Genomic DNA, 23,403 nt, shown 5'->3' with positions numbered 1-23,403 from the left:
TCACTTCATATCCCTGAGCAATTCACCCGCAATAATCATCTTGCGCACTTCGGTCGTCCCCGCCCCAATCTCCAACAGTTTGGTTGAACGAAACAAACGATTGATTTCTGATTCCCAGATATAGCCGGATCCGCCATGAATTTGAACGCCAAGATCCAGGACCTTGTTCGTGGTCTGGGCCGCGAACATAACAGAGGCCGCCGTGAGCATATGGATATCACCACGAGGACCAGAACCGGACTCCAACCCCTCCGCTACGGCCAGCCCGCGATAGGAGAAGGTCCGCATGGTCTCTACATGCACATACATCTCTGCCAACATGGATTGAACCATTTGGAATGATCCGATCGGCTTGCCGAACTGCTTTCTAGTTTTTGCATAGTCAATCGAAAGCTCCAACGCCCGCTCTGCAACGCCAAGACACAGCGGTGAGATCATGGCCCGTTCGATATCAAGGCCACTCATCACAATAGAAACGCCGCGGTTCTCCTCGCCAACAAGATTTTCGACCGGCACGCGGCAATCGGTAAAGACCAGCTCCCCGGTCTGGCTGCCGCGATAGCCCATCTTTTCCAATTTCTGGGCAACTTCAAATCCAGGGAAATCTTTCTCAACAATAAAGGCGGAGATTCCGTGCGCGCCCTTTTCTTTATCGGTCTTGGCATAGACCAGAAGAACATCGGCCACTGGCCCGTTGGTGATGTATATCTTGCTGCCATTCAAAACATAATGGTCGCCGTCCCGCACTGCCGTTGTACGCATTGAACCTAATGCATCAGACCCCGCCCCCGGTTCCGTAAGCCCCAACGCGCCAATTTTTTTACCCGAACATAAATCAGGCAGATATTTCTTCCGCTGGGCCTCATTCGCGTTGCGATAGATATTGTTCAAACACAGATTTTCATGCGCAACCCAACTTAACGCCAATGCATGATTCCACCGACCAAAAGCTTGTAGCAACAAGCCAGACGTGAACAGGTCCATGCCGACACCGCCATATTCCTCTGGCACGGTGATGCCAAAGAAACCGGCCTCCCCCATCTTGGGAAATGCCTCCTCTGGCCACCATTCCTCGGCATCCATGCGATTGGCCAGCGGATAGAGCTCATTACGACCAAACCGATCCGCCTGGTCTAATATTTCACGTTGCGTTACATCGAGATCAAAACTTCCGCCATGGTCAAAATTCGCCAGGCGCCCGGATGGTCCATCACCGGTCATATCACGTCCTCCCTGATATCTGTCTTGCACGGTAGTTCCGGCATAGACGGTATTTTTATTGACATCAGGCTAATGAACGATTGTTCCGTTGTCCAGACTTTAAGTAAATCATACTCATTAACTTACTGTATCGAAAAAACCCATTTTATAGAGGATCAATGCAATTTATTATGCTGCAGCGCACACTAAAATTTTTCAATTGACATTTTTAATGAGTATGGCTCACTAAAGTGAAGAAGGCGGAAATCGAAACATAATCCGCCACAGGAACGGGAGGTAAATTGTGGAAGACGTTGTGCAGATCCGGACGGATGGCACGGTGCAAACCGTCACCATCAATCGGCCGGAACGGCGAAATGCGCTCAACGAATCTGTTGCGGAAGGCATCATCTCTGCGCTGGATCAGGCAGAGGCAGATCGACGCATTCGGGCCATCGTTCTGACTGGCGCCGGTGACAAGGCGTTCTGTGCCGGTGGCGACCTGCAACTAAATGCTGACGGCACGCCATTCACAATCGCTGCAGAAGATCCCCGTCATTACATTGCGCGTTTGCTGCGACGCATGCGCGATTGTCGTATACCCCTGATCGCACGCCTGAACGGCCATGCTCTGGCCGGTGGATTTGGTCTGGTTTGCGCCTGTGATCTGGCCGTGGCGCGGGATGATATTCTGGTTGGTGTTTCAGAGGTCAAAGTCGGGTTGTTCCCAATGATGATCCTGCCGCTTTTGCTGCGGGTGGTTCCCGAAAGAATTCTCATGGAAATGTGTCTGACGGGTGAGCCTTTTACGGGGGCAGAAGCCGCGGATATGCGGTTGGTGAATTATGCTGTACCCAAGGCGGATCTGGACCAGAAACTCAATTGGCTGGTAGAGCGAGTGGTATCGAAATCCCCGACTGGCATTCGATTGGGCAAACAATCCCTGACCCGCATTCGCGAAATGTCCTTCGATGGCGCGCTGGAATATGCGCAATTCATGCTGGCCAATATGGCAAGAACCCAGGATGCCCGTGAAGGTTTCACCGCCTTTGCAGAGAAACGCCCCCCAAACTGGACGGGGAGCTAGTCAGAATGGCGCAAACAGTCAGGATCGGATGTGGCACAGGGTTCTGGGGCGACTCGCCCGAAGGCGCGGCGCAATTGGTCCGGTCAGATAGCATTGACTACATGATTCTGGACTATCTGGCAGAAATCACCATGTCGATCCTGGCTCGATTAAAGGCGCGAAGCCCGGACCAGGGCTATGCAACGGATTTCATCAGCCATGTGATGACGCCCCTGGCACAGGACATCGCGACAAAAGGCATCCGCATTATCACCAATGCCGGCGGTCTGAATCCGCTGGCCTGCCGATCTGCCTTACAAACTGTGTTAAAGGCAGCCGGACTGGACCTGAAAATCGCAGTGGTATTGGGCGATGATCTGGCCGAAGACGCGATGACCCTGAGAGAAGACGGCGTGACAGAAATCGCGACTGGCGCCCCTTTGCCAGAGCGGGTTTCCAGCATCAACGCCTATCTGGGCGCCTTCCCTATTGCCGCTGCACTTAGAGAAGGGGCGGATATTGTCATCACCGGGCGCGTCGTTGATTCAGCGCTGGCATTAGGCCCCTTAATTCATGAATTCGGCTGGACAGAAGCGGACTACGATAAGCTGGCAGGCGGCAGCCTGGCCGGTCATGTGATTGAATGCGGCCCACAGGCGACAGGGGGCATCTTCACGGATTGGGATGCCGTTCGGGGATGGGATGAAATGGGCTTCCCAATTGCAGTCTGTGCGCCTGACGGCTCCTTCGAACTAACGAAACCATCGGACACGGGCGGATTGATCACGCCCATGACAGTGGCGGAACAGATTGTCTATGAGATTGGTGATCCTGCGGCCTATCTCCTGCCGGACGTTATCTGTGATTTCTCCCAGGTGACGGTAACGCAAACAGCAATCGATCGCGTTCATGTGGCGGGTGCACGGGGAACGGCCCCAACGCCATTCTACAAGGTCTGCGCCACCTATGCAGATGGCTATCGCTCCGTAGCAACAATGACGATTGCTGGTCGCCAGGCAGGCGCAAAAGCGCAAGCTGTCGGAGAGGCAATCCTTACCAGAACCGGCAGAATGATTGCGACAGCAGGATTCGCCCCCTTTTCCGAAAGCCTGATCGAAGTACTTGGCGCAGATGCCAGCTTTGGCATGGACCCGGTACAACAGGGTGCACGGGAAGTTGTACTGCGCATTGCCGTACGGCACGACCATAAAGATGCTCTGGGCATTTTCGCGCGGGAAATTTACCCTGCCGCAAGTTCTATGGCACAAGGCATTACGGGGTTTGCAGGCGGTCGCCCGGCACCCCAACCGGTAATTCGGCTTTTTTCCTGCCTCATTGAGAAAACCAAAGTAAACACCGCTATCGATATTGATGACCATGCCATCCCTATTCCGGTACCAACGGGGCAAAAAGAAACATCACGCGCTGTCAAAACCCAACGCACACCCTCGATAGGCACAGATGCTGATGCCCCAGACTCAAACGGCGCGATATCCATACCGTTAATCGCATTAGCCCATGGTCGCAGCGGCGACAAAGGTGATATCGCCAATATTGGACTGCTTGCGAGAGATCCGGATTTCCTGCCAATACTGCGCGCAAACCTGACGCCACAGCATGTAAAAGCCATATTCTCCCATGTCGCGAAAGGCGCGGTTGAGCGTTATGAATGGCCCGGCCTGAATGGATTTAACTTCGTTCTTCGGGACGCCCTGGGTGGCGGTGGCGTGGCTTCGCTTCGGAATGATCCGCAAGGTAAGGGATACGCACAAATCCTGCTCGATACCCCTGTTCGAGTGCCCGCTTCTCTTTTAAACGAATTTCCCGCACTGACCGAGTGGTCAATCCCTAAGACTCAACAGGAGGGTCTGGAATGAGCGTTGCGCCGGAAAAACGCAGCTTTGTCAGGCTGCCCCGTGAAAAGCGGATGCGCGATATTGAAAAAGCTGCTCGGTTGGTTTTTTCCCAGCATGGATTCGATGCCGCACCCGTAAACGAAATCGCCGCAGAGGCCGGCATATCCGAAGGATCAATCTACAAGTTCTACACCAACAAGCGCGATCTTTTGCATACCATTCTGCGCACCTGGTATCTGAGTATGATCGACGATTTCAAAGCAAAGCTGGAGGGAATCGAAGGAACACGGGCGCGCCTTCATATCGTTATCTGGCAGCATATGAAATCGATCAAAGAAAGCCCGGATCTGTGCCGCTTGTTCTATTCCGAAGTTCGCAATGCTCCCGATTACTATTCGACTGAATTGTATGAAATGAACCGGGAATATACCCGCGTGCTTATGGGCATTCTGGCGAAAGGCATAGCGAAAGGCGACATACGCCCGGATACATCCCCGGCCCTAGTACGCGATGTCATCTTTGGCGGCATTGAGCATCATGTAACCGCTTATCTGATGAACCGCGGGGATTTCGATTATGAACTCGTCGCGGGGCAATTGTCTCAACTGGTCTTTTGCGGAATTGCTGCCGCACCGCCGGAACCGCCACGTGACCTGAACGCCCTGATCGAACGCCTGGAACAAGTGACCGACCGCTTGGATCAAACGTCGTCTGAGAAGGGATAGCCATGCTGCAGCTTACCAACGTGCAGATCATGTATGACCGGGCCATAGAGGCCGTACGGGATGTTTCCCTGACGGTTGAAACTGGCACTATTGTCGCGCTGCTTGGATCGAACGGGGCCGGGAAATCAACGCTGTTGAAGGCTATTTCCAATGTCCTGTATCCGGAGGAAGGCGAAGTTCTGCACGGGGACATTAGATTCGATGGCGCCGATCTTCTGGGCTTACCCGCTGATGAAATCGTGCGGCGTGGCATCGTGCACGTCCCAGAGGGTCGCCGTCTTTTCCCGCTGATGAGCGTTGAAGAGAACCTGATGATGGGTGGCTTCCTGAAGTCAAACAAAGAACTGGGATCGGATCTGGAACGCGTATATGCGCTGTTCCCCCGACTGAAGGACCGCCGAACGGCGGTTGCTGGATATCTTTCCGGCGGAGAGCAGCAAATGGCTGCAATTGGCCGTGCACTGATGTCCAAACCAAAGCTGTTGATGTTGGACGAGCCGTCCCTGGGATTGGCCCCACAGATCATCGATCAAATATTCGAAACGATCATCGCACTGAATCGCGACGAGGGCATGTCGATCCTGCTGGTTGAGCAAAACGCTTCCCTGGCATTGGACATCGCATCCTATGGCTACATTGTAGAAAACGGACGCGTGGTGCTGGACGGCCCGTCTCAGCGGATTGCCGGGAATGATGATGTGAAGGAATTCTATCTGGGGTTTTCCGAAGCAGGCGCGAAAAAGAACTATCGCGAGGTCAAGCACTACAAACGACGCAAGCGGTGGTTATCATGAGCACACTTCTGTCCTTGAAGAATGTCACCAAGACCTTCGGCGGACTGACTGCGGTCAGCGATGTCGCCTTCGACGTACCGGAAGGGTCCATCTACAGCGTGATTGGTCCAAATGGTGCGGGCAAGACGACCCTGTTTAATCTGGTCACTGCCCTTTTCCCCCCAACCGACGGACAGATCATTTTCGATGGTCATGCGATTCACAAATCGAAAACCCATCAATTGGTGGAATATGGCATTGGTCGAACCTTTCAGAACCTGGCGATATTCTCCCACGCCACCGTGGTGCAGAACCTGCTGGTGGGACTGCACCATACGCTAAAAACCAATCCGATTACTGCCGCCCTGTTTTGGGGACCGGCCCGGCATGAAGAAATTTCGGCCCGAAAGCGGGTGGAAGAAATCATCGACTTCCTGGAAATTGAACATTTGCGCGACATGCCTGTCGGCCTGCTGTCCTATGGGCTGCAGAAACGGGTCGAATTGGGGCGCGCCCTGGCAACAGGGCCAAAAATGCTGCTGCTGGACGAAATGGTGTCTGGCATGAACAGCGAAGAAACAGAAGATATCGCCCGCTTCATCCTGGACATTCGTGAGGAACTAGGGATCACGGTGGTGATGGTTGAACATGACATGGGGATCGTCATGGATATATCCGACCGCATCGCCGTGCTGAACCACGGCGCCCTGATTGCTGAGGGCACACCATCTGAAATTTCCTCCAACGATGATGTCATACAAGCCTATCTGGGGAAGAAGTAACGATGCCGCGCGACGTAAAATTTGCCGAACAAACAACAATGCCCGGCCTGTTGCGGTATTGGGCAGAGCGCTATCCGGATCGACTTGCTTTTCGGGAAAAGGATCTCGGAATCTGGAACCGTTTTACCTATCGCGACTATTACGAGCACACGAAAGATTTCGCCTATGGTCTGCTGGCTCTGGGCGTAACGCCTAAGGATTTTGTCGCCGTCGCCAGTGAAGATACGCCGGAATGGATGTTCAGCGATCTCGCAATCCAGGCCCTGGGCGGGGCCTGCATCGGCATTTATCCAACCAATCCGTGGCCCGAATTGCGTTACATTCTGGAACATTCCCAAGCCCGTGTCATTGTCTGTGGTGATCAGGAACAGACTGACAAAGTCCTGGATGCCATAGAGCATGAAGGCACCCTGCCGCATTTGGAAAAGATCATCTGCGTCGATATGAAGGGACTGAATCACTATTCCCGCGACATGTTGATGAGCTTTGATGAAGTGTCCGAACTGGGCCGCACAAGGCGGGCTGACTATGGAGATCGCTTTGAAAAATCGATCGACGCCCTGTCGCCCGATGATACGGCCGTCGTGGTTTACACATCCGGTACAACCGGTATGCCGAAAGGTGCCCAACTGTCTCATCGTGGCCTTATCTGGGGCGCGCTGCGGGTTTCCGAGCGCTACGGGATCACAGAGACTAACTGGGAAGTCCTGTGTTACCTGCCGCTGTGTCACGTCGCGGAGCGGTTATGTTCAACCGTGATGCAATTGGTCAATGGAACCCCCGTGAATTTTGCGGAATCGATTGATGCCGTCGCCCAGAACCTGCGAGAAATCGCGCCGACAGGATTTCTGGGTGTGCCGCGCATCTGGGAGAAAATGCAGTACAGTGTCATGGTCCAATTAAAGGACGCATCGCCCCTGCAACAGCGCGTGGTAGAGACCTGTTTACGGATCGGTCGCCCAATTGCGCGCAGGCAAATGGCGAATGGCGGCGACAGAGCCTCATTACGGGATCGGCTGACTTTTTTTCTGTTATGGGTCGCTTGCTTTCGGGCTTTGCAAAAAGCGATGGGGTTGGACCGCGCCAAGACAATGTTATGTGGCGGGGCCTCAATCTCTCCGGAAGTGCTGGAATTCTTTTGGACCATTGGACTTCGGGTCTATCAGGTCTATGGCATGACTGAACTGTCAGGCATATCACACTGTCAGTATCCTGGGCACACCGCATTGGGGAATGCCGGCCCGCCGCTGGATACATATGAACAGAAGATTGCGGAAGATGGCGAAATTCTGGTGCGTTCCAAGGCGGTTTTTCCGGGCTATCTGCATAATGAAGAAGCGACCCGGGCCGCTGTCGTGGATGGCTGGCTGCATACCGGCGATGTCGGCCGAATTGCAGAGGACCAATCGATCCTGATCACGGATCGGAAGAAAGACCTGATCATCACATCGGGCGGTAAAAACATCACCCCGTCGCTGATTGAGAACCGGATCAAGGATTCAATCTATATCCGCGAGGCGGTCCTGATTGGAGAGCGGCGAAATTTCCTGACCGCCCTTATCCAGATTGATTACGAAACCGTTGGGAAATGGGCTCAGGAGCGCAATCTGGCTTATACGACATTCAAAAGCCTGGCCAGCCTGCCCGACATTCGCGATCTGATCACCGGGGAAATCAATACCGTGAACAAGGAATTCTCGCGGGTGGAGAATGTTCGGAAATTTGCACTGCTGGAAAAGGAACTGGACCACGACGACGGGGAAGTCACCGCGACAATGAAGGTGCGCCGGTCGGTCATCGAAACAAAGTTCAAACATCTGATCGACCAGATGTACGGGGGTTAAGGAGGGCGCTATGGATCTGTTTCTCAACTTCGCAGCATCTGGTCTGGTGATCGGTTCCATCTATGGCATCATCGCCATCGCTTTTGCGATTATTTTCAAAACCACCGGCGTCCTGAACTTCGCACAAGGCGAGGTAATGATGTTGGTCACCTATACCTCCTGGAGCCTGGGCACCGAGCTTACGCTGCCCTTCTATGCCTTGATACCCGTGTCAATTGTGGGGGCCGCGCTGATTGGGATCATCATTGAACGCCTGTTTATACGCCCGATGACCGGCCAACCGGCATTTTCCATCGTAATGGTAACCATCGGTCTGGCGGTTTTTCTGCGCAGTATGATCGTTATGATCTGGGGCCCGGACGCCGCTGCTTTTGATGCGTCCATAAAGGATGACATTGTAGAGATCGGGCCCGTCATTCTGTTTTCTGAACAGCTGTATGCCATTCTTCTGTTCTTCGTGATCAGTGGTGTGGTCTTCCTGTTCTTCCGCTTTACCCGCATTGGCGTCGCGATGCGCGCAACCGCGATGGACGAAACGGCCGCCCTCTTGATGGGGGTTGATGTCCGCCGGATATCGTCTTTGGCCTGGGCTATTTCTGCAGTTGTCTCTGGATTGGGCGGCATTGCCTTTGCGCTTATGTTTTCGCGGGCACCCGACCTTTGGTTCGAAGGGTTACGGTCCTTCCCCGCAACGATCCTGGGGGGGTTGGATTCCCCGCTGGGATCCGGCTTTGGCGGCCTGATCATCGGTGTAATCGGCGCGCTTTCCGAAGGCTATATCGGTCAGGGTCTGAAAGAGATTTCTGGCTTCTTCGTCATCATCATCGTCCTCATGATCAGACCTTATGGGCTGTTTGGCGATAAAGATCTGGAGCGCGTTTGATGCGGACTCACCATTTCATCGAAACCTATCAGAAACATGTCGCGTTAAGCGACAACCCGATCACCTGGGGCTGGGTCGGGGTTTTCATAATCGCGCTGTTCGTATTTCCTTTCTGGGCCAGCGGTTATCTGATCGCTATGCTGACGTCTGTCGGGATCATGGTGGTGGGTGCGATCGGCCTTAACATTCTGACGGGATCAACAGGGCTGATATCATTAGGTCAGGCCGGATTCCTGGCCGCTGGTTGCTATACGACGGGATTGCTGATCGCCGATTATGGCTGGCCTCCGGAATTAGCCTTGCCTGCTGCTGGGGTTGTTTCAGCGCTGCTGAGCCTGCTTGTGGGTATCCCCTCATTGCGGTTAAAAGGGCTCTATCTGGCGATCACGACGATGGCATTTTCGTTTATCGTCACCCATTTCCTACTTTACGCGGAAGATATCACCCACGGCCCCTATGGCGTTCGGATCGAAGATTTGAATTTCCTGGGTCTGGACCTTGCTGATCCGGTTCAGTTGTATCTGCTGGTGCTGGCTGTTGCGATCCTGACAGCATTGGCGGCGCTGAATATCTTACGGACCCGGGTTGGACGCGCATTCAACGCGATCCGGGATCATGATATCGCCGCGCGCGTCATGGGCATTAGCCTGACACGCTATAAGCTTTTCGCATTTGCAATCTCGTCTTTCATGGTTGGGATTGCAGGCGGTTTGATGGCCTTTCAATTCCGATTTATCAATGTCGACATCTTTAATGTCCTGCTGTCTATTGAAGCCCTGGCTGTCATCATTGTGGGCGGTCTGGGGTCGGTTGCAGGCGCGGTTCTGGGGTCGTTCTTCATTATTCTGTTGCCGGAAGCAACGCGCGAGGTTCTAGACCTTTTGCCCGATGGCGTCAGTGCAGCGCTATCCACCTATATCTATGAAATCCGCGGTCTTATGACCGGTCTCACGATCATAATTATGCTTCGCATCAAGCCACAGGGCCTTATCGGCCTATGGCGGGATGTGAAGCGTTACTGGACCCACTGGCCCCTGTCAAAATGACAAGAAGGGTAAAAAAAATGAGGGTCTTCACACCAGAGGAGGAAAAACTGATGCGTAGATTAAGGTTTGGCGCTTTATGCGCTCTTACATTGCTGATGCCGCTTTCCCCTGTATCAGCGGAAGAAGGCGTTACGAAAACTGAAATTGTCATTGGCAACGTCCTGCCAATGACCAGTTCAGCCGCACTTGTTGGTCGTGCAGCGCATTTTGGCACAGTCGTCGCCGCTGCGGAAATCAATGCCAATGGCGGCATAAACGGCCGGAATATTGTGATCAAAACAGAAGATGACGGATACGTTCCCGCCCGCACCGTTCAGGGGCTGCGCAAACTGATGGATGAGGGCCTGTTTGGTTTGATCGGCACCGGTGCGGGGGCTGGCACGACGGCGATCCTGCCAATTCTGGAAGATGAAAGCATTCCAGCGATCGTATCATTCTCTCCCGTTAAAGCTTCTATCGATCCGATCAAACCAAGCATTTTTATGATCGGAGCGTCCTATCAGGACCTGTTATTCGCACAACTAAAATACATTCATGACAATGACAGCCCCGAGAAAGCAAAATACGGAATCATTCGTCAGGATGATGACTTTGGCAATCAATTGGAAGAGGCCTTTACCCGCGCAATCGATGCATTCGGGGCGGATGCTGCAGAACCAATCCGCTATAAGCGTGGTCAGAAAGACTTCGGGGCGGAAATCCTGCGAACACGATCAAACGGCGTTAATGTTTTGATTGCCGGCGGTGTCACCACGGAAATTCCTGCCATGTTGAAAGAAGCCAGTAAATTTAAAATGGATCTGCGGATCTCTACTGTCCCAACCGCAACTTTGCCACCAATCATGAAGCTGTCGGCCCCATCCGGTTACGCCTATTACAGCGGAGATTACATCTCCCCCATGGGCTCAGAAGGATCGGCGCATTTTATGGAAATGGCGAAGGCACATCTGACAGAAGAGGAACAAGGTGCCCTGAACCGCTATTCCCTGACAGGATATGTTGCTGCTAAAATCATGATTGAGGCAATCCGTCGTTGCGGTGACGAGCCGACGCGTGCCTGTGCAGTTGATAAAATGACATCCGGGGAACCCTTCGATACTGCAGGGATCACCCTACCCCTGACATTCACACCGAACCGTCATATCTCTGCAACGGCGGTACGCGTTTTGAAGGTCGATCCAGAAGCCGGCACGGTGACCCCGGTGACTGAGTTCGAACAGTTTTAAGGTCTATGGCGATGGGCCGCGAAAGCTGTGCCCATCGCCATTTCTTTTCTGATATTTTGGAGCCTTTAGTATGGCGAGTGATACCCCTTATTTTGCAAAGGTCCTGATCGCAAATCGGGGTGAGATTGCGTGCCGGATCATGGAAACCCTCCGTCGTCTCGGAATCATATCCGTCGCAGTTTATCATGCAAGCGAGCGCCGCAGCCGCTTTGTCCAAATAGCCGATGAAGCCATTGAAATATTTGGCGATACGCCTGTCTCTGCCTATCTGGATGGGGCGCAGATCATACAGGCAGCCCAGACAGCCGAAGCGCAGGCCATTCACCCAGGCTATGGATTCTTATCGGAAAACAGCGGCTTTGCCCGACACGTCATAACAGCAGGCCTGGCCTTTATCGGCCCGACGCCGGATGCCATCGATTTAATGGGGGATAAAATTCGGTCGCGGGAATTTGCCCGCAAGCATGACGTACCAATTGCCCCTTCTGTACAAGCCGGCGACGACCTTGACCACTTTGTTGCGGCCGCCTGTGAAATAGGTTTCCCGCTGCTGATCAAGGCATCTGCCGGCGGGGGCGGTAAGGGCATGAGTATTGTGCGCAATCGCGAAACACTGGCATCGTTGGCAAAGACAGCCATGAATGAGGCGCAACGCTATTTCGCCAACAGCGCGATCTATGCAGAACGTTACATTGAGCGCCCACGTCATATCGAAGTACAGGTTTTTGGCGACGGCGCAGGAAACGCCATTCATCTTTATGAGCGCGAATGTTCCATTCAGCGCCGCTTCCAGAAAATTGTTGAGGAAGCGCCCGCGGCCAACCTGCCTGAGGACCTGCGGCAGGAAATCTGCGCAGCGGCGGTTCGACTGACAAAAGCGGCAAAGTATCTGAATGCCGGTACCGTTGAATTCATCCTGGCGCCCGACAACACATTTTATTTTCTGGAAATGAACACCAGATTGCAGGTCGAACATCCTGTAACTGAGATGGTGACAGGGCTGGATCTGGTTGAATTGCAAATCAAAATTGCCGCGGGGCAACCAATATCAATTCCCCAGGAAGCAATCGTTGTAAATGGCAGTGCCATTGAATGCCGGATTTGTGCAGAAGTGCCTGAGCGCGATTTCATGCCAGCAACGGGGCGCCTGTTAAAAATCAACATCCCGACAGGTGAAGCCATCCGGTTCGAGAATGGCTTGCTGGAAGGCCAGGATGTTACATTGAATTTCGATTCCATGCTGGCAAAGCTGGTTGTTCATGGTCATGACCGGACGGCTGCAACTGCGGCGATGCAACAGGCTTTGTCTAAAACGGTTCTGCTGGGGGTCGAAACGAACATCAATTATCTGGCGCGCATTATTGCACATCCTGCCTTTGCCAAGGCACGTCTCCATACAGACTTTATCGTCGAGCATAAAAAGTCCCTGGACGAGCCGGACCATGATGCGGCAACGACGGCAAAGGTTCTGCTGGCCGCCGCCTTGACCTTCCGAGAGTTCAGAAGACTCGCTTTTGAGGCACCGGACCCCTATGCCGCGATGGGCGCGTGGAGGAATTGATCCCATGACATTAAAGCTGAAGTTATTTGAAACCGACCACGAGCTGAACCTGAAACAGTTGCGCCCCGGCCTGACTGTTAACGTGGACGGGCGCGACCATGCCTTGACAGAGCGCAACGGCATAGGATCCGACCGCACCATTGAACTTGATGGAGAGACGATTTCCTATCAACAGGCCCGCGACGGCAATACGGTCCACCTGCATCTAAACGGTCGAAACTGGATTGTGGAATTCATTGATCCCAGGGATGCCGCCAAAGCTGAAGCGGCAGGAACAGATGCAATCCGCGCGCCCATGCCTGGTGTTGTCATCAACCTGGAAAAGAAACCGGGCGCCATTGTCGCGCGCGGCGAAACAGTTCTGACGATTGAGAGTATGAAGTTGCAAACAAATTTGGTAGCTCCCCGCGATGGCATCCTGGCCAATATCCTTAAATCGGTAGGAGAGACGTTCGAGAAAGATGAGGTGATCGCCATGATGGAGACAGATGATGCGTAGGATTCAATCGGCGATCAATACCTCCAGCCCCGAATTCCGCACGCGGTATGCCCATAATACCAAACTGGTCGAGGCCTTTCGCGAGAAACAGAATACGGCACGATACACGCGCCCGGAACGGGATTTGAACCGTCTGGCCCGTCAGGGAAAAATGCTGCCCAGAGAACGTGTCGAGAGATTGTTAGATCCCGGCACCCCCTTTCTGGAATTGTCCAGCCTCGCGGGAAATATGGACTATGACGGGGAGGCTCCCGGTGCCAGCATCATTACGGGCCTGGGGATCGTTTCTGGTCGGGAAGTTCTTATTCATGCTGATGATTCCTCCGTAAAGGGGGGGGCATGGTATCCATTATCAGTTAAGAAAATCATCCGCTGTCTGGATATTGCCCTGGAAAACCATATCCCTGTCATTCATCTGTGCGACTCCGCCGGTGGATTTCTGCCACTGCAGTCCGAAGTCTTCCCCGACCGTCATATGGCGGGTCGCATTTTTAGAAATCAGTGCCAGTTGTCCAAGCTGGGGATCAAGCAATTGTCTCTGGTCTTTGGTCAATGCACGGCGGGTGGGGCGTATATTCCCGCCCTATCCGACTATAATGTCATTGTTCAGGGCACAGGCGCAGTGTTTCTGGGCGGTCCCCCGCTGGTCAAGGCCGCAACGGGTGAAGAAGTTGGCGTTGAGGAATTAGGGGGAGCTGCGATGCACACCTCAATAAGCGGCACCTGCGACTATCGCGCAGAAACAGAAGACGAAGCCATCGCCATTGGACGGGAAATCGTCGCGCAATGGGAACATCCAAAGAAATGGGACTGTCAGCGGGAAGAGCCGGTCGAACCGTATTATGATCCCACTGAGTTATACGGCATTCTGCCCGATGACATTAAGAAGGGCTTTGACATACGCGAGGTGATCGCCCGCATCGTCGACGGCAGCAGGTTCCACGAATATCAACCGGATTATGGCACGACTTTGATTTGTGGTTACGCCAATATCTGGGGCTGGAAGGTTGGTATTCTGGGCAATAACGGTGTTCTGTTCAATGATTCCGCCCTGAAAGGGGCGCATTTCATGGAATTGTGCAATCAGAACAACACGCCGCTTGTCTATCTGCAGAATATCACCGGTTATATGATCGGAAAAGAATATGAACGATTGGGCATTACGAAAGACGGCGCAAAAATGATCATGGCGCAATCCTGTTCCCATGTGCCCAAATTCACTGTGATGTGCAATGGGTCTTTTGGCGCTGGAAACTATGGCATGTGCGGGCGGGCCTTTGACGCGCGATTCCTGTTCACCTGGCCTAATCATCAGATTGGCGTAATGGGGGGAGAACAGGCAACCAACACATTGGCAGATGTCAAAATTGCCCAGATGCGCCGCAATGGGGAAGAAATTGATGAAGCGGTGATCGAAGAATTACGCAAAACCACCCGCGCCGCCTATTCGGAGCAATTATCTGCGTATTATTCAACGTCACAAATCTGGGACGATGGCATTATCGACCCGGTCGACACGCGAAACGCCCTTGGTATGGCGATCACCAGCGCATTAAATGCCCCATTGGCCGATCCGGGCTATGGCGTATTCCGTTTTTAAAGAATGCACAATGGCAAAGACGGTCGACTTCTATTTTGATTTTGGATCACCCTATACATATTGCTGCCTGAACGAGGTTATCGGGTTGGGAGCGGCGCATGATTGCACATTTGTCTGGCACCCCATTCTTCTGTGGACGGCGCGCAAGCATTTTGGGATGACCCCACCGATGGAAGACGGCCCTAAGGCGGCCTATATCCGCAAAGACATGGAACGGTCCGCTGCATTTTATGGCGTGCCTTTCACTTTTCCCCGGACTTTTGGAAAATCAACCCATATCGCTGCACGGTTATTCTATGGGATACGACAATCCCATCCTGGTCTGGAAACCGATTTTGCCGTAATGGCGTTTAAGGCCCATTTTGCTTCAGGTCTTGATATCAGTGACGCTGCAGTATTGATCGAATTATGTGCGGATTTAAACATCCAGGCGCAAGAAGCACAGACCTTGCTATCCGCGCAGAACTCTAAAGATTCTCTGATCAGAGCAAATCAGCGTGCCATCGAGCTAGAGGTTTGGGGAGTACCCTTTTTCATTTTCAAGGGCGAGAATTTTTTTGGCGCAGACCGGATGCCACAACTAAAGTGGCGCCTGGCACAACAACAAGCGGGGAACCCATGACCTATCAAGATCTAACCGTAGAGATTGACGGCGCCATCGCCACGATCTGCGTAAACCGACCAGAGAAACTGAATGCCCTGCGTGATCAAACCGCAGATGAATTGATCGACGCGCTGCATTCCCTGGAACAAAGCGCTGGGGTCAAAGTTGTCATTCTGACCGGAAATGGGCGGGCCTTTGGCACAGGCTATGACCTCTCCACCGTGGATTTGGATGCGGGCTGTGATTTGTACACGGTACTGGAGGATCATTTCAATCCACTGATCTTGGCCCTGAGGCGCAGCCGATTGCTGATCATATCACGGGTCAATGGTCCCTGCGCCGGTGTATCGGTCGGCATCGCGCTGGCCTGTGACATCGTCATCGCCAGTCAGGATGCGTATTTCCTGGAGCCCTTTTCACAGATTGCCCTGGTGCCCGATGGCGGCAACACATTCTTCTTCCCCGCAGCGGCAGGACGCACACGCGCAATGGCCGCAATGTTGATGGGCGAGAAGATATCAGCACAAGACGCCCTGACATGGGGGCTTGTCTGGCAGGTACATCACGCTGACATGTTGGATGCAAAGGTTCAGGAAGCCGCGACCAGAATTGCCCGACTGGCCCCAAACGCCATCAAAAGAACCAAACAATTGGTCAATACCGCCTGTGAAACCGGCCTGGCTGCGCAGTTGGACCTGGAGCGAGATTATCAGGGCGAGCTTGGTGGCTCCCCAGAAATGGTTGCAGCCATTTCCCGCTTCGTCAAAGGTGGCAAAAGCCAATAACCGACGACCCTAACCAAATGGAGGCCATCATGGCAGAATCAGTTGTAATCTTAAGCGGCGCCCGCACAGCAATCGGGTCGTTCGATGGCAGCCTGAGCAGCATCCCACCCATCGAACTGGGGGCAACGGCGGCAAAGGCCGCGATTGACCGCAGCGGCGTAGATGCCGAAGAGATCGATCAAGCTGTCTTTGGCAACATCATCCATACCGAACCGCGCGACATGTATCTGTCCCGCGCGGTTTCCATCGCAGCCGGGGTGAAACTGGATACCCCTGCCCTGACCTTGAACCGCCTGTGTGGCTCTGGACTGCAGGCTATCATCAGCGGCGCCCAATCGATTATGTTGGGCGATGCATCGACAATGCTGGTCGGGGGCGCGGAATCGATGAGCCGATCCCCCCATGCCACACGATCTATCCGAACCGGCCATAAAATGGGCGACCTTGCCTTCACCGACATGCTGATTGGCGTTTTAAGCGACCCTTTCGATGGGGCGCATATGGGGGTGACAGCAGAAAATGTTGCAAAAGATAAGGGGATCAGCCGTGAAACCCAGGATAAGATAGCCGTAGAAAGCCATCGTCGGGCCATCAACGCCATCGACAAGGGCTTTTTCAAAGACCAGATCATCCCGATTGAAGTGAAATCACGGCGCGAAACCGTCTCCTTCGACACGGATGAACATCCCCGCCGGGATGCGACGCTGGACGGAATGGCAAGCCTGCGTCCGGTTTTTCAAAAGGATGGATCGGTTACGGCAGGCAATGCGTCAGGTATCAATGACGGGGCCGCCGCCCTGGTGCTGATGTCGGAAACAGCCGCCCAGAAAGCCGGTCGCACCCCCCTGGCGCGTATTGTTGGATATGCGCATGCCGGTGTTGATCCAACACGCATGGGCATTGGCCCGGTGCCGGCCGTCCGACGCCTATTGGAGCGAACCGGGCTAAAGATTGAGGATTTTGATGTCATTGAATCCAACGAGGCTTTTGCCGCACAGGCCTGTGCGGTGGCCAATGAGTTGGGATTCGACCCTGAAAAGCTGAACCCCAATGGCGGGGCCATTGCACTGGGTCATCCCGTCGGGGCGACAGGCGCTATTCTGACCGTCAAAACAGTGTACGAATTGCGCCGCACTGGAAAAAAACTGGGGCTGATAACAATGTGCATTGGCGGTGGTCAAGGCATCGCCATGGCAGTTGAATCGCTGGCCTAGAGCGTTTCCGAACTATCAGGGTTTCTGTTTCCGTTTCAACGGGCTGTGTGCGGCAGCGGGATGGGATTTTTCCTGCTTTTTATCCATCGCTCTGGCGGGTTTGGGTTTGAACATTTTGCCCTTCAGCTTTTTCGGCGTTTTGCTCCAGGGGCGCTTGTTATCGGATTTTTCCGACTTGCGATCCTGCGGGGCGTGGTCGGGGGAGTCCTTGGGTGGTGCGTGCCGGGCCTTTTCCTGGCGCGGCGGCGCCCCCAGGGGCTTCACATGACCCTGTGCAGGCGGGACAGATGGCGCCGCGACAGGGGACGTCGAGCCAGGGGGCGTTGGTCTGGATGTCATCGCAGAGGACGACGATACGCCGGATTGTTTGCGCGGCGATCGTGCCGGGCGGGATGATCCCCGATCTGATCCCCGGCCTAATCCACGACCCGGGGCATTTTGCACCGGTGGCGCGCCTTCCAGACGGATCACTGATATCGACTTTTCCAATGTCCCGTTCGGACCCAGGCCTCGCAGAAACTGATCAACGCAATGGGGGGCTAATTCTACATAGGTGATCCGGGGTTGGATACGGATCGGGCCAATATCTGCCTTGGTCAGATTGCCCGCCCGGCATAACAGCGGCAACAGCCAGCGCGGCTCTGCCGATTGTTCTCGCCCGACTGAGAGTGAAAACCAAACCCCATCTTTGAAGTCATCCCGTTGCTTTCGGTTCTGTTCTGGCACGGGGGCGACATCCTGCAATTCTTCAGGGGCGGCCATGGTTGAAAGCTGCTGGCGTATAAAAGCACCGGCAATCTGTTCCGGGCTGTGTCTGGCCAATAATTCCTGGGCGAATTGCGCTTCGCTTTCGCTCAAGACTTCGGTCAAGGACGGGTCAGACAACAAGCGTTCGCGATCCCGCGCAATGACATCATCCGCGGTCGGCGGTGTTTCCCAGGTGGCCTTGATCGACGCATTGTCCAACAACCGCTCTGCCCGTCGGCGCGCATTCTGGGGCACGATCAGCGCGCAAACACCCTTGCGCCCGGCCCGACCGGTGCGGCCGCTTCGATGCAACAGGGTCTCACTGGTCTTAGGAATGTCAGCATGGATGACCAGTTCCAGATTGGGCAGATCAATCCCCCTGGCGGCAACGTCGGTTGCGACACAGACCCGGGCGCGGCCATCGCGCATTGCCTGCAACGCATGGGATCGCTCATTCTGGCTCAGCTCCCCCGACAGGGCGACAACGGCAAAGCCGCGATTATTGAAACGGCTGGTCAGATGATTGACCGCCGCGCGGGTAGCACAAAAAACCAGGGCATTCTTGGCATCAAAAAAGCGCAGCACATTGATGATGGCGTTTTCCTGATCCTTTGGCGCGACCATCAGGGCGCGATAGTCGATGTCCAGATGCTGTTTCTGTTCCGAAACAACATTGACCCGGACAGCATCGCGCTGATAGCGCTTGGCCAATGTCTCAATGGATTTCGGCACGGTCGCGGAAAACATCAAAGTGCGTCTGTCCTTTGACGCCGAATCCAGTATGAATTCCAGATCATCCCGAAAGCCCAGATCCAGCATTTCATCCGCCTCATCCAGGACCACAGCTTTCAGCCCGGATGGATTGAAGGAGCCGCGTTCTATATGGTCGCGCAGACGACCCGGCGTGCCCACGACGATATGGGCACCGTTCTGCAGCGCGCGACGCTCGTCGCGCATATCCATTCCCCCAACGCAGGACGCGAAGGCCGCGCCAGTCATTTCGTACAGCCATTGCAGTTCACGTTTGACCTGTAGTGCCAATTCACGGGTTGGCGCGACGATCAGCGCTAAAGGCGTCGATGCACGCGCGAAACGATCCGCGCCCTCCAGCAGGTCACCCGCCATCGCCATTCCGAAAGCGATTGTCTTGCCCGAACCGGTTTGCGCTGAAACCAGCGCATCGGCCCCCACAAGAGCTGGGGCCAGCACCGCGTTCTGGACCGGGGTCAGTGTTTCATAACCGCGCTTCGTCAACGCCTGTGCCAGCATCGGAACGACGCTTTCGAACCCTATCATTATATCTCTTTCAGTGTGTTGGTCGGTCCAACATCTGCATTACCGTTAAGGATGCGCGCAACTGCGCAATCCAGGGCATGACCGAACTGCCCTGATCAGCGGTCTTGTACGGCGTGTCAGGCCCGGCGTAAAGCACCACAACAATCCGCCGCGAATCGCACCAGGCTTTTGACGTCGCAAAACAGGGTGGCGTTATATGCCGCAGATCACGCAGCCTTAAGCGCGGCCACCGCCTCTTGAACGGCCCTGGCGATTTCGACGGCATTTGGCGTATCAGAATGGATACAGACGGTTTCCGCCCGAACCTGCAAGGAAACGCCATTGACTGAGGTCGTTGTTCCACTGATCGCCGCATCGACTACGCGCTTAGCCGCGACTGCAGGATCAACCGCGTGGTGTTCCCGCGTGATCAACAGCCGACCGTTATCATCATAGTCCAGGTCGGCAAAGAATTCGGCCTGGAATTCAAGCCCCCGCGCGCCATAGACGGTTTCATGCAGTGTATTGGCAAGACCGAGCACCGGCACCTTATAAACATCCGCAGCATCCGCAACGGCGTGGGCAATATGCTCCATCCGCGCGGCCATACCGTATAAGGCACCATGGGGCTTTATATGGGACAGGGGCATGCCTGCCTGATCCAGGAAGCCCTTCAGCGCGCCGATCTGATACAGGATGATATTTGCCATCTCTTCGCGATCAATCTTCATTTCGCGTCGCCCAAATCCCGCCAGATCCGGCAAAGAGACATGCGCGCCAACTTTCACACCATGCTGCTGCGCAAGGTCCACCGTGCGGCGCATATGATTGGGATCAGAGCCATGAAACCCACAGGCAACATTGGCTTGGGAGATGAAGGGCATAACCCCTTCGTCATCCCCCATTTTATAGAGGCCGAAACTCTCCCCCATGTCACAATTGATTTCCACAGACATAAATTTGATCTCCCCAAAAGATTACCGATCAATAGAAAGCGCCTGTTTCAGGCTGGCGTCCAGCGCGTCGGACCAACTGGAAATTGCCTGTTTTTCCTCCAGTACCCGTAATCCTTCTTCGGTGATGCCACCCGGTGTCATCAGATCATCCAACAGGTCACGCGGGGGGCGTTCGCTGCTGTCGATGATAACAGCGGCGGCGGCCTGAACCATTCGGGCGGCAAGCTGCCGGGCGGCAACAGGTTGCAACCCCTGGCGTTCCGCCCAACCCGATGCCTCCCCAATAAAGGCATAGGACAGGGCGTAATAGGCCCCGAAGATACTGGCCGTCCCAAATTGTGATTCATCGTCAAAAGGATGCGCAGTGCCAATGCGGTTAAAGATATCGGCAACCATTGGATCATCAGGGAAAAAGGCTGTTGGGCTGTGACAAATTCGGCTGGCGGCGATGGGCATCGCGCGCACCGCCATCGCCGGCGCGACGGCGGGTTGGAAAGACTTCAGGCTGATACCTGCTGCAATGGAAACGACACGCTGTCCCTCGCGCCAGGGCAATCCCTGTGCGCTGGTGGCAATATCCCCCGGGCGGGTGGCCAGGAATACCAGGTCAGATCCTTCGACAACTTCCTGGTTGCTGGCGGCGACATCACAGCCAAAACGCTCCGCTAATCCAGCGACCCGCTGTGCATTGCGCGGCGACAGGATTGTTGGCGTCTGGGTGGCGGCCAATCCTTCCGCCAGACATTCCCCCAAATAACCAACTCCGATTATACCCACGCGAATCATCACTCTCTCCCTCTTATCGCTGCGGCCAGTTCGGACAGGGGGCCGTAAAGGTCCTCAATAGACCGACAGACAAACGCCCCCTCAGCTGCGATTTCACCGCTGACATCAACCGGAAGATTGGTGTTGGAGTCTGCCGGGACTTCATTGAGTTTTCCCCCCACAAAAACAGGGATATACAAATCCCTTGCGGCGAGTTCGGCCTTAAGAGACCGCATAAAACTGAGTGCCACACCGTTATACGTACTCAGGAATATGGCGTCGCTGCCCCGGGCAGCTTCTGCCAATTGATCCGGATCGGTGCTGACCTCTCCATCGATGGTCTCTATGCCCAGTTCCGAGAAGACTTCCTCCAGAAGGCGTTTGCCATATTCATGGACATCGGTGGTGGCGGTCACCACCCGCAGACCCGATGTTGCAAAACAGGCCCGGTCTGCATCAGACAAGCCGGACAAGGCTTGTGCGGCCCGATCGGAAATCTCTTTCAGGACGGGGGATGGTTGTATCGGAACATGGCCGTTTGGTGCGGAGATATCTTCCCTGCCCGGCCCGAATGCCTGTTCCAACCGCTTGGCCCCGATGCGACGCAGCGATAGAAAAAGCTCGAACGGGTCCTTAATATTGATGCCCGCCTGATCCAATCCGGTCAGCACAGCATCCTTAAACCGCTCCGCCCCTTCAATCATCCGGTCCGCCAGCAAATCCGCCTGCGTCACATCAATCAGGCTTTCCATCCCCTGTGACCGGCGGATCATTTGACCACAGAAAATTTGTGCCGCGACGACTTCTTCTATATCGGGAATTCGCATTGCCTCTGTAATCGGAACCGGGTTGATCGCATGACCGGTCGGGCCCGCCAATTGCGCCTGAATATCCACCATCAGATAGGCACCTAAGGCCGCGTAATTGGCCGCCTCATTCTCCCCAAAACCCGTCGTATTCCCATAGACCATGGTGCCTGGTGATCGGGAAACACGACCCAGCGCACGCTGAAAGGCAAACCGGGCCAGCGGGCCGGAAAAGGTATGCCCATAGCAATGACTGGCATGCCCCTCCAACAAATCATCAACGATATATATTTCCAGCATCACCGCGCCCAGGGCAGAGGCCAAGTCACTGAACCGCGCAGCAAAGCCATCATCGATATTGGAATGAATAAGCACCGGTTGTGGCTGGGCCGCCGCCAGCGCGATTGCAGCAACGGTGGCACGGGTTGTCGCCACATCGTCATGCCAGCCGGGCAATTCAAAGGTGAAATACTGGCCCAAATTACCGATTGAGGTCGATCCAGCGCGCAAGGCCGCCACCGTATTTTCCAGCGCTGAGGGCATGCCGATGACGAAATCCCCAAAATGCGGCGCCACCGGTGCGGCATTGGCCAGCTGTGCGAAATCATCGCTGTCATTCAGGATCAATCCGGTTCCCTTTGGTCGCCCGGCGCGCTGATCCTTTGGATAGCCCATGGACCAGTCCAGGCATATTCCATAGCGATCCACCCGGAATCCTGCGGTCGCGACATCGCGATGGATTGTTCGTGCCGCTTCAATGCTGCGCTGCAGGCTGCGATAGCCGATTTGGGCATGCTGCATGATCCGACCCTGGCCTGCCTCGCGTTGCTTGAAATCAGCTTCACACCCGACACCCTGTTCTTTCAGAAAGGCAGAGTCGCCGATTGTGACAGATGCGGCGTGGGCCTGCCCTTCGGCCACCACGTCTTTGAAACAGGGCAGACGTGTCTCTGGTAAAATCTTATCGCGATGAAATGATGTCATTGTGCGCCCCATGCACCCATGCTGTTTTGGCGGTCAGCCCTGAAACACGCCAACAATAGGGGCCCGGTTCTGACAGTGCAAATGACCTTCCCCCAATTTCGCTCCCCCTTGATTACATTGAGACGCGCCAGGCGTCATCTGTAACCACCGTCGCAGCACTTGTGCCCATCCCCCCTGTTCCTTTGAGGGTAAAAACAAGAGATCAT

At 54.5% G+C, this 23,403-nt stretch carries 20 protein-coding genes; 15 read left to right on the top strand and 5 right to left on the bottom strand.

Annotation, left to right across the window (positions count from 1 at the left end; translation table 11 throughout):
* Positions 1-1,221, bottom strand: coding sequence for an acyl-CoA dehydrogenase family protein (locus ACOSDM_RS02535; protein WP_420722906.1), 1,221 nt, complete (start codon positions 1,219-1,221; stop codon positions 1-3).
* A 283-nt stretch (positions 1,222-1,504) separates the two neighbouring features.
* On the opposite strand from ACOSDM_RS02535, the gene ACOSDM_RS02530 reads away from it, so the two are divergent.
* From ACOSDM_RS02530 to bktB, 15 genes are all read left to right on the top strand, one after another.
* On the top strand, positions 1,505-2,287 hold the full coding sequence (locus ACOSDM_RS02530; protein WP_420722905.1) for an enoyl-CoA hydratase-related protein: 783 nt from the start codon (positions 1,505-1,507) through the stop codon (positions 2,285-2,287).
* 5 nt (positions 2,288-2,292) lie between these two features.
* The gene (locus ACOSDM_RS02525) at positions 2,293-4,143 is read left to right on the top strand and encodes an acyclic terpene utilization AtuA family protein (RefSeq protein WP_420722904.1); all 1,851 of its coding nucleotides are present in this window, start codon (positions 2,293-2,295) and stop codon (positions 4,141-4,143) included.
* Complete coding sequence (locus ACOSDM_RS02520; protein WP_420722903.1) at positions 4,140-4,847, top strand: TetR/AcrR family transcriptional regulator; 708 nt, start codon at positions 4,140-4,142, stop codon at positions 4,845-4,847. The genes ACOSDM_RS02525 and ACOSDM_RS02520 overlap by 4 nt, the downstream gene beginning before the upstream one ends.
* Before the next feature lie 2 nt (positions 4,848-4,849).
* Positions 4,850-5,641 (top strand): ABC transporter ATP-binding protein, encoded by a 792-nt coding sequence (locus tag ACOSDM_RS02515; RefSeq protein ID WP_420722902.1) that lies wholly within the window; start codon positions 4,850-4,852, stop codon positions 5,639-5,641.
* Positions 5,638-6,402 carry an ABC transporter ATP-binding protein gene (locus ACOSDM_RS02510; RefSeq protein ID WP_420722901.1) on the top strand — a complete coding sequence of 255 codons (765 nt, stop codon included), beginning with the start codon at positions 5,638-5,640 and terminating at the stop codon, positions 6,400-6,402. The genes ACOSDM_RS02515 and ACOSDM_RS02510 overlap by 4 nt, the downstream gene beginning before the upstream one ends.
* Before the next feature lie 2 nt (positions 6,403-6,404).
* Positions 6,405-8,246, top strand: a complete 1,842-nt coding sequence (locus ACOSDM_RS02505; RefSeq protein ID WP_420722900.1) for an AMP-dependent synthetase/ligase — start codon at positions 6,405-6,407, stop codon at positions 8,244-8,246.
* Between the two features lie 10 nt (positions 8,247-8,256).
* On the top strand, positions 8,257-9,129 hold the full coding sequence (locus ACOSDM_RS02500) for a branched-chain amino acid ABC transporter permease (protein WP_420722899.1): 873 nt from the start codon (positions 8,257-8,259) through the stop codon (positions 9,127-9,129).
* Positions 9,129-10,175 (top strand): branched-chain amino acid ABC transporter permease, encoded by a 1,047-nt coding sequence (locus ACOSDM_RS02495; RefSeq protein WP_420722898.1) that lies wholly within the window; start codon positions 9,129-9,131, stop codon positions 10,173-10,175. Before ACOSDM_RS02500 ends, ACOSDM_RS02495 begins: the two co-directional genes overlap by 1 nt.
* A gap of 50 nt (positions 10,176-10,225) precedes the next feature.
* Positions 10,226-11,401 carry an ABC transporter substrate-binding protein gene (locus tag ACOSDM_RS02490; RefSeq protein ID WP_420722897.1) on the top strand — a complete coding sequence of 392 codons (1,176 nt, stop codon included), beginning with the start codon at positions 10,226-10,228 and terminating at the stop codon, positions 11,399-11,401.
* 70 nt (positions 11,402-11,471) lie between these two features.
* The gene (locus tag ACOSDM_RS02485) at positions 11,472-12,962 is read left to right on the top strand and encodes an acetyl-CoA carboxylase biotin carboxylase subunit (RefSeq protein WP_420722896.1); all 1,491 of its coding nucleotides are present in this window, start codon (positions 11,472-11,474) and stop codon (positions 12,960-12,962) included.
* Positions 12,963-12,966: 4 nt separating this feature from the next.
* Positions 12,967-13,461: an acetyl-CoA carboxylase biotin carboxyl carrier protein subunit gene (locus ACOSDM_RS02480; protein WP_420722895.1), complete on the top strand. Its 495-nt coding sequence runs from the start codon at positions 12,967-12,969 to the stop codon at positions 13,459-13,461.
* A complete protein-coding gene (locus tag ACOSDM_RS02475) occupies positions 13,454-15,061 on the top strand; it encodes an acyl-CoA carboxylase subunit beta (RefSeq protein ID WP_420723126.1) in 1,608 nt (535 codons plus the stop codon). The genes ACOSDM_RS02480 and ACOSDM_RS02475 overlap by 8 nt, the downstream gene beginning before the upstream one ends.
* Positions 15,062-15,071: 10 nt before the next feature.
* On the top strand, positions 15,072-15,683 hold the full coding sequence (locus ACOSDM_RS02470; RefSeq protein WP_420722894.1) for a 2-hydroxychromene-2-carboxylate isomerase: 612 nt from the start codon (positions 15,072-15,074) through the stop codon (positions 15,681-15,683).
* On the top strand, positions 15,680-16,450 hold the full coding sequence (locus ACOSDM_RS02465) for an enoyl-CoA hydratase/isomerase family protein (protein ID WP_420722893.1): 771 nt from the start codon (positions 15,680-15,682) through the stop codon (positions 16,448-16,450). Before ACOSDM_RS02470 ends, ACOSDM_RS02465 begins: the two co-directional genes overlap by 4 nt.
* A gap of 29 nt (positions 16,451-16,479) precedes the next feature.
* Positions 16,480-17,664: a beta-ketothiolase BktB gene (gene bktB, locus ACOSDM_RS02460; RefSeq protein ID WP_420722892.1), complete on the top strand. Its 1,185-nt coding sequence runs from the start codon at positions 16,480-16,482 to the stop codon at positions 17,662-17,664.
* Between the two features lie 15 nt (positions 17,665-17,679).
* Here the strand turns inward: bktB and ACOSDM_RS02455 are convergent, their stop codons facing one another.
* The 4 genes from ACOSDM_RS02455 to ACOSDM_RS02440 form a co-directional block, all read right to left on the bottom strand.
* A complete protein-coding gene (locus ACOSDM_RS02455; RefSeq protein ID WP_420722891.1) occupies positions 17,680-19,707 on the bottom strand; it encodes a DEAD/DEAH box helicase in 2,028 nt (675 codons plus the stop codon).
* Between the two features lie 206 nt (positions 19,708-19,913).
* On the bottom strand, positions 19,914-20,642 hold the full coding sequence (pxpA, locus tag ACOSDM_RS02450; protein ID WP_420722890.1) for a 5-oxoprolinase subunit PxpA: 729 nt from the start codon (positions 20,640-20,642) through the stop codon (positions 19,914-19,916).
* Between the two features lie 21 nt (positions 20,643-20,663).
* On the bottom strand, positions 20,664-21,428 hold the full coding sequence (locus ACOSDM_RS02445) for a pyrroline-5-carboxylate reductase dimerization domain-containing protein (protein WP_420722889.1): 765 nt from the start codon (positions 21,426-21,428) through the stop codon (positions 20,664-20,666).
* A complete protein-coding gene (locus ACOSDM_RS02440) occupies positions 21,428-23,197 on the bottom strand; it encodes a cobalamin-dependent protein (RefSeq protein ID WP_420722888.1) in 1,770 nt (589 codons plus the stop codon). Before ACOSDM_RS02440 ends, ACOSDM_RS02445 begins: the two co-directional genes overlap by 1 nt.
* Positions 23,198-23,403: the final 206 nt, after the last annotated feature.

This window comes from Hwanghaeella sp. LZ110, assembly GCF_048892525.1.
GTDB lineage: Bacteria > Pseudomonadota > Alphaproteobacteria > UBA8366 > Aestuariispiraceae > Pacificispira.
The sequence above is the reverse complement of the archived record's forward strand: the minus strand, read 5'-3'. Positions and strand labels throughout refer to the sequence as shown.

Coding starts and splice junctions, on each gene's coding strand:
- ACOSDM_RS02475 (WP_420723126.1), top strand. CDS start 13,454: ATGCGTAGGATTCAATCGGCGATCAATACCTCCAGCCCCGAATTCCGC.
- ACOSDM_RS02510 (WP_420722901.1), top strand. CDS start 5,638: ATGAGCACACTTCTGTCCTTGAAGAATGTCACCAAGACCTTCGGCGGA.
- ACOSDM_RS02535 (WP_420722906.1), bottom strand. CDS start 1,221: ATGACCGGTGATGGACCATCCGGGCGCCTGGCGAATTTTGACCATGGC.
- pxpA (WP_420722890.1), bottom strand. CDS start 20,642: ATGTCTGTGGAAATCAATTGTGACATGGGGGAGAGTTTCGGCCTCTAT.
- ACOSDM_RS02495 (WP_420722898.1), top strand. CDS start 9,129: ATGCGGACTCACCATTTCATCGAAACCTATCAGAAACATGTCGCGTTA.
- ACOSDM_RS02525 (WP_420722904.1), top strand. CDS start 2,293: ATGGCGCAAACAGTCAGGATCGGATGTGGCACAGGGTTCTGGGGCGAC.
- ACOSDM_RS02520 (WP_420722903.1), top strand. CDS start 4,140: ATGAGCGTTGCGCCGGAAAAACGCAGCTTTGTCAGGCTGCCCCGTGAA.
- ACOSDM_RS02515 (WP_420722902.1), top strand. CDS start 4,850: ATGCTGCAGCTTACCAACGTGCAGATCATGTATGACCGGGCCATAGAG.
- ACOSDM_RS02480 (WP_420722895.1), top strand. CDS start 12,967: ATGACATTAAAGCTGAAGTTATTTGAAACCGACCACGAGCTGAACCTG.
- ACOSDM_RS02455 (WP_420722891.1), bottom strand. CDS start 19,707: ATGATAGGGTTCGAAAGCGTCGTTCCGATGCTGGCACAGGCGTTGACG.
- ACOSDM_RS02470 (WP_420722894.1), top strand. CDS start 15,072: ATGGCAAAGACGGTCGACTTCTATTTTGATTTTGGATCACCCTATACA.
- ACOSDM_RS02500 (WP_420722899.1), top strand. CDS start 8,257: ATGGATCTGTTTCTCAACTTCGCAGCATCTGGTCTGGTGATCGGTTCC.
- ACOSDM_RS02440 (WP_420722888.1), bottom strand. CDS start 23,197: ATGACATCATTTCATCGCGATAAGATTTTACCAGAGACACGTCTGCCC.
- ACOSDM_RS02445 (WP_420722889.1), bottom strand. CDS start 21,428: ATGATTCGCGTGGGTATAATCGGAGTTGGTTATTTGGGGGAATGTCTG.
- bktB (WP_420722892.1), top strand. CDS start 16,480: ATGGCAGAATCAGTTGTAATCTTAAGCGGCGCCCGCACAGCAATCGGG.
- ACOSDM_RS02465 (WP_420722893.1), top strand. CDS start 15,680: ATGACCTATCAAGATCTAACCGTAGAGATTGACGGCGCCATCGCCACG.
- ACOSDM_RS02485 (WP_420722896.1), top strand. CDS start 11,472: ATGGCGAGTGATACCCCTTATTTTGCAAAGGTCCTGATCGCAAATCGG.
- ACOSDM_RS02505 (WP_420722900.1), top strand. CDS start 6,405: ATGCCGCGCGACGTAAAATTTGCCGAACAAACAACAATGCCCGGCCTG.
- ACOSDM_RS02490 (WP_420722897.1), top strand. CDS start 10,226: ATGCGTAGATTAAGGTTTGGCGCTTTATGCGCTCTTACATTGCTGATG.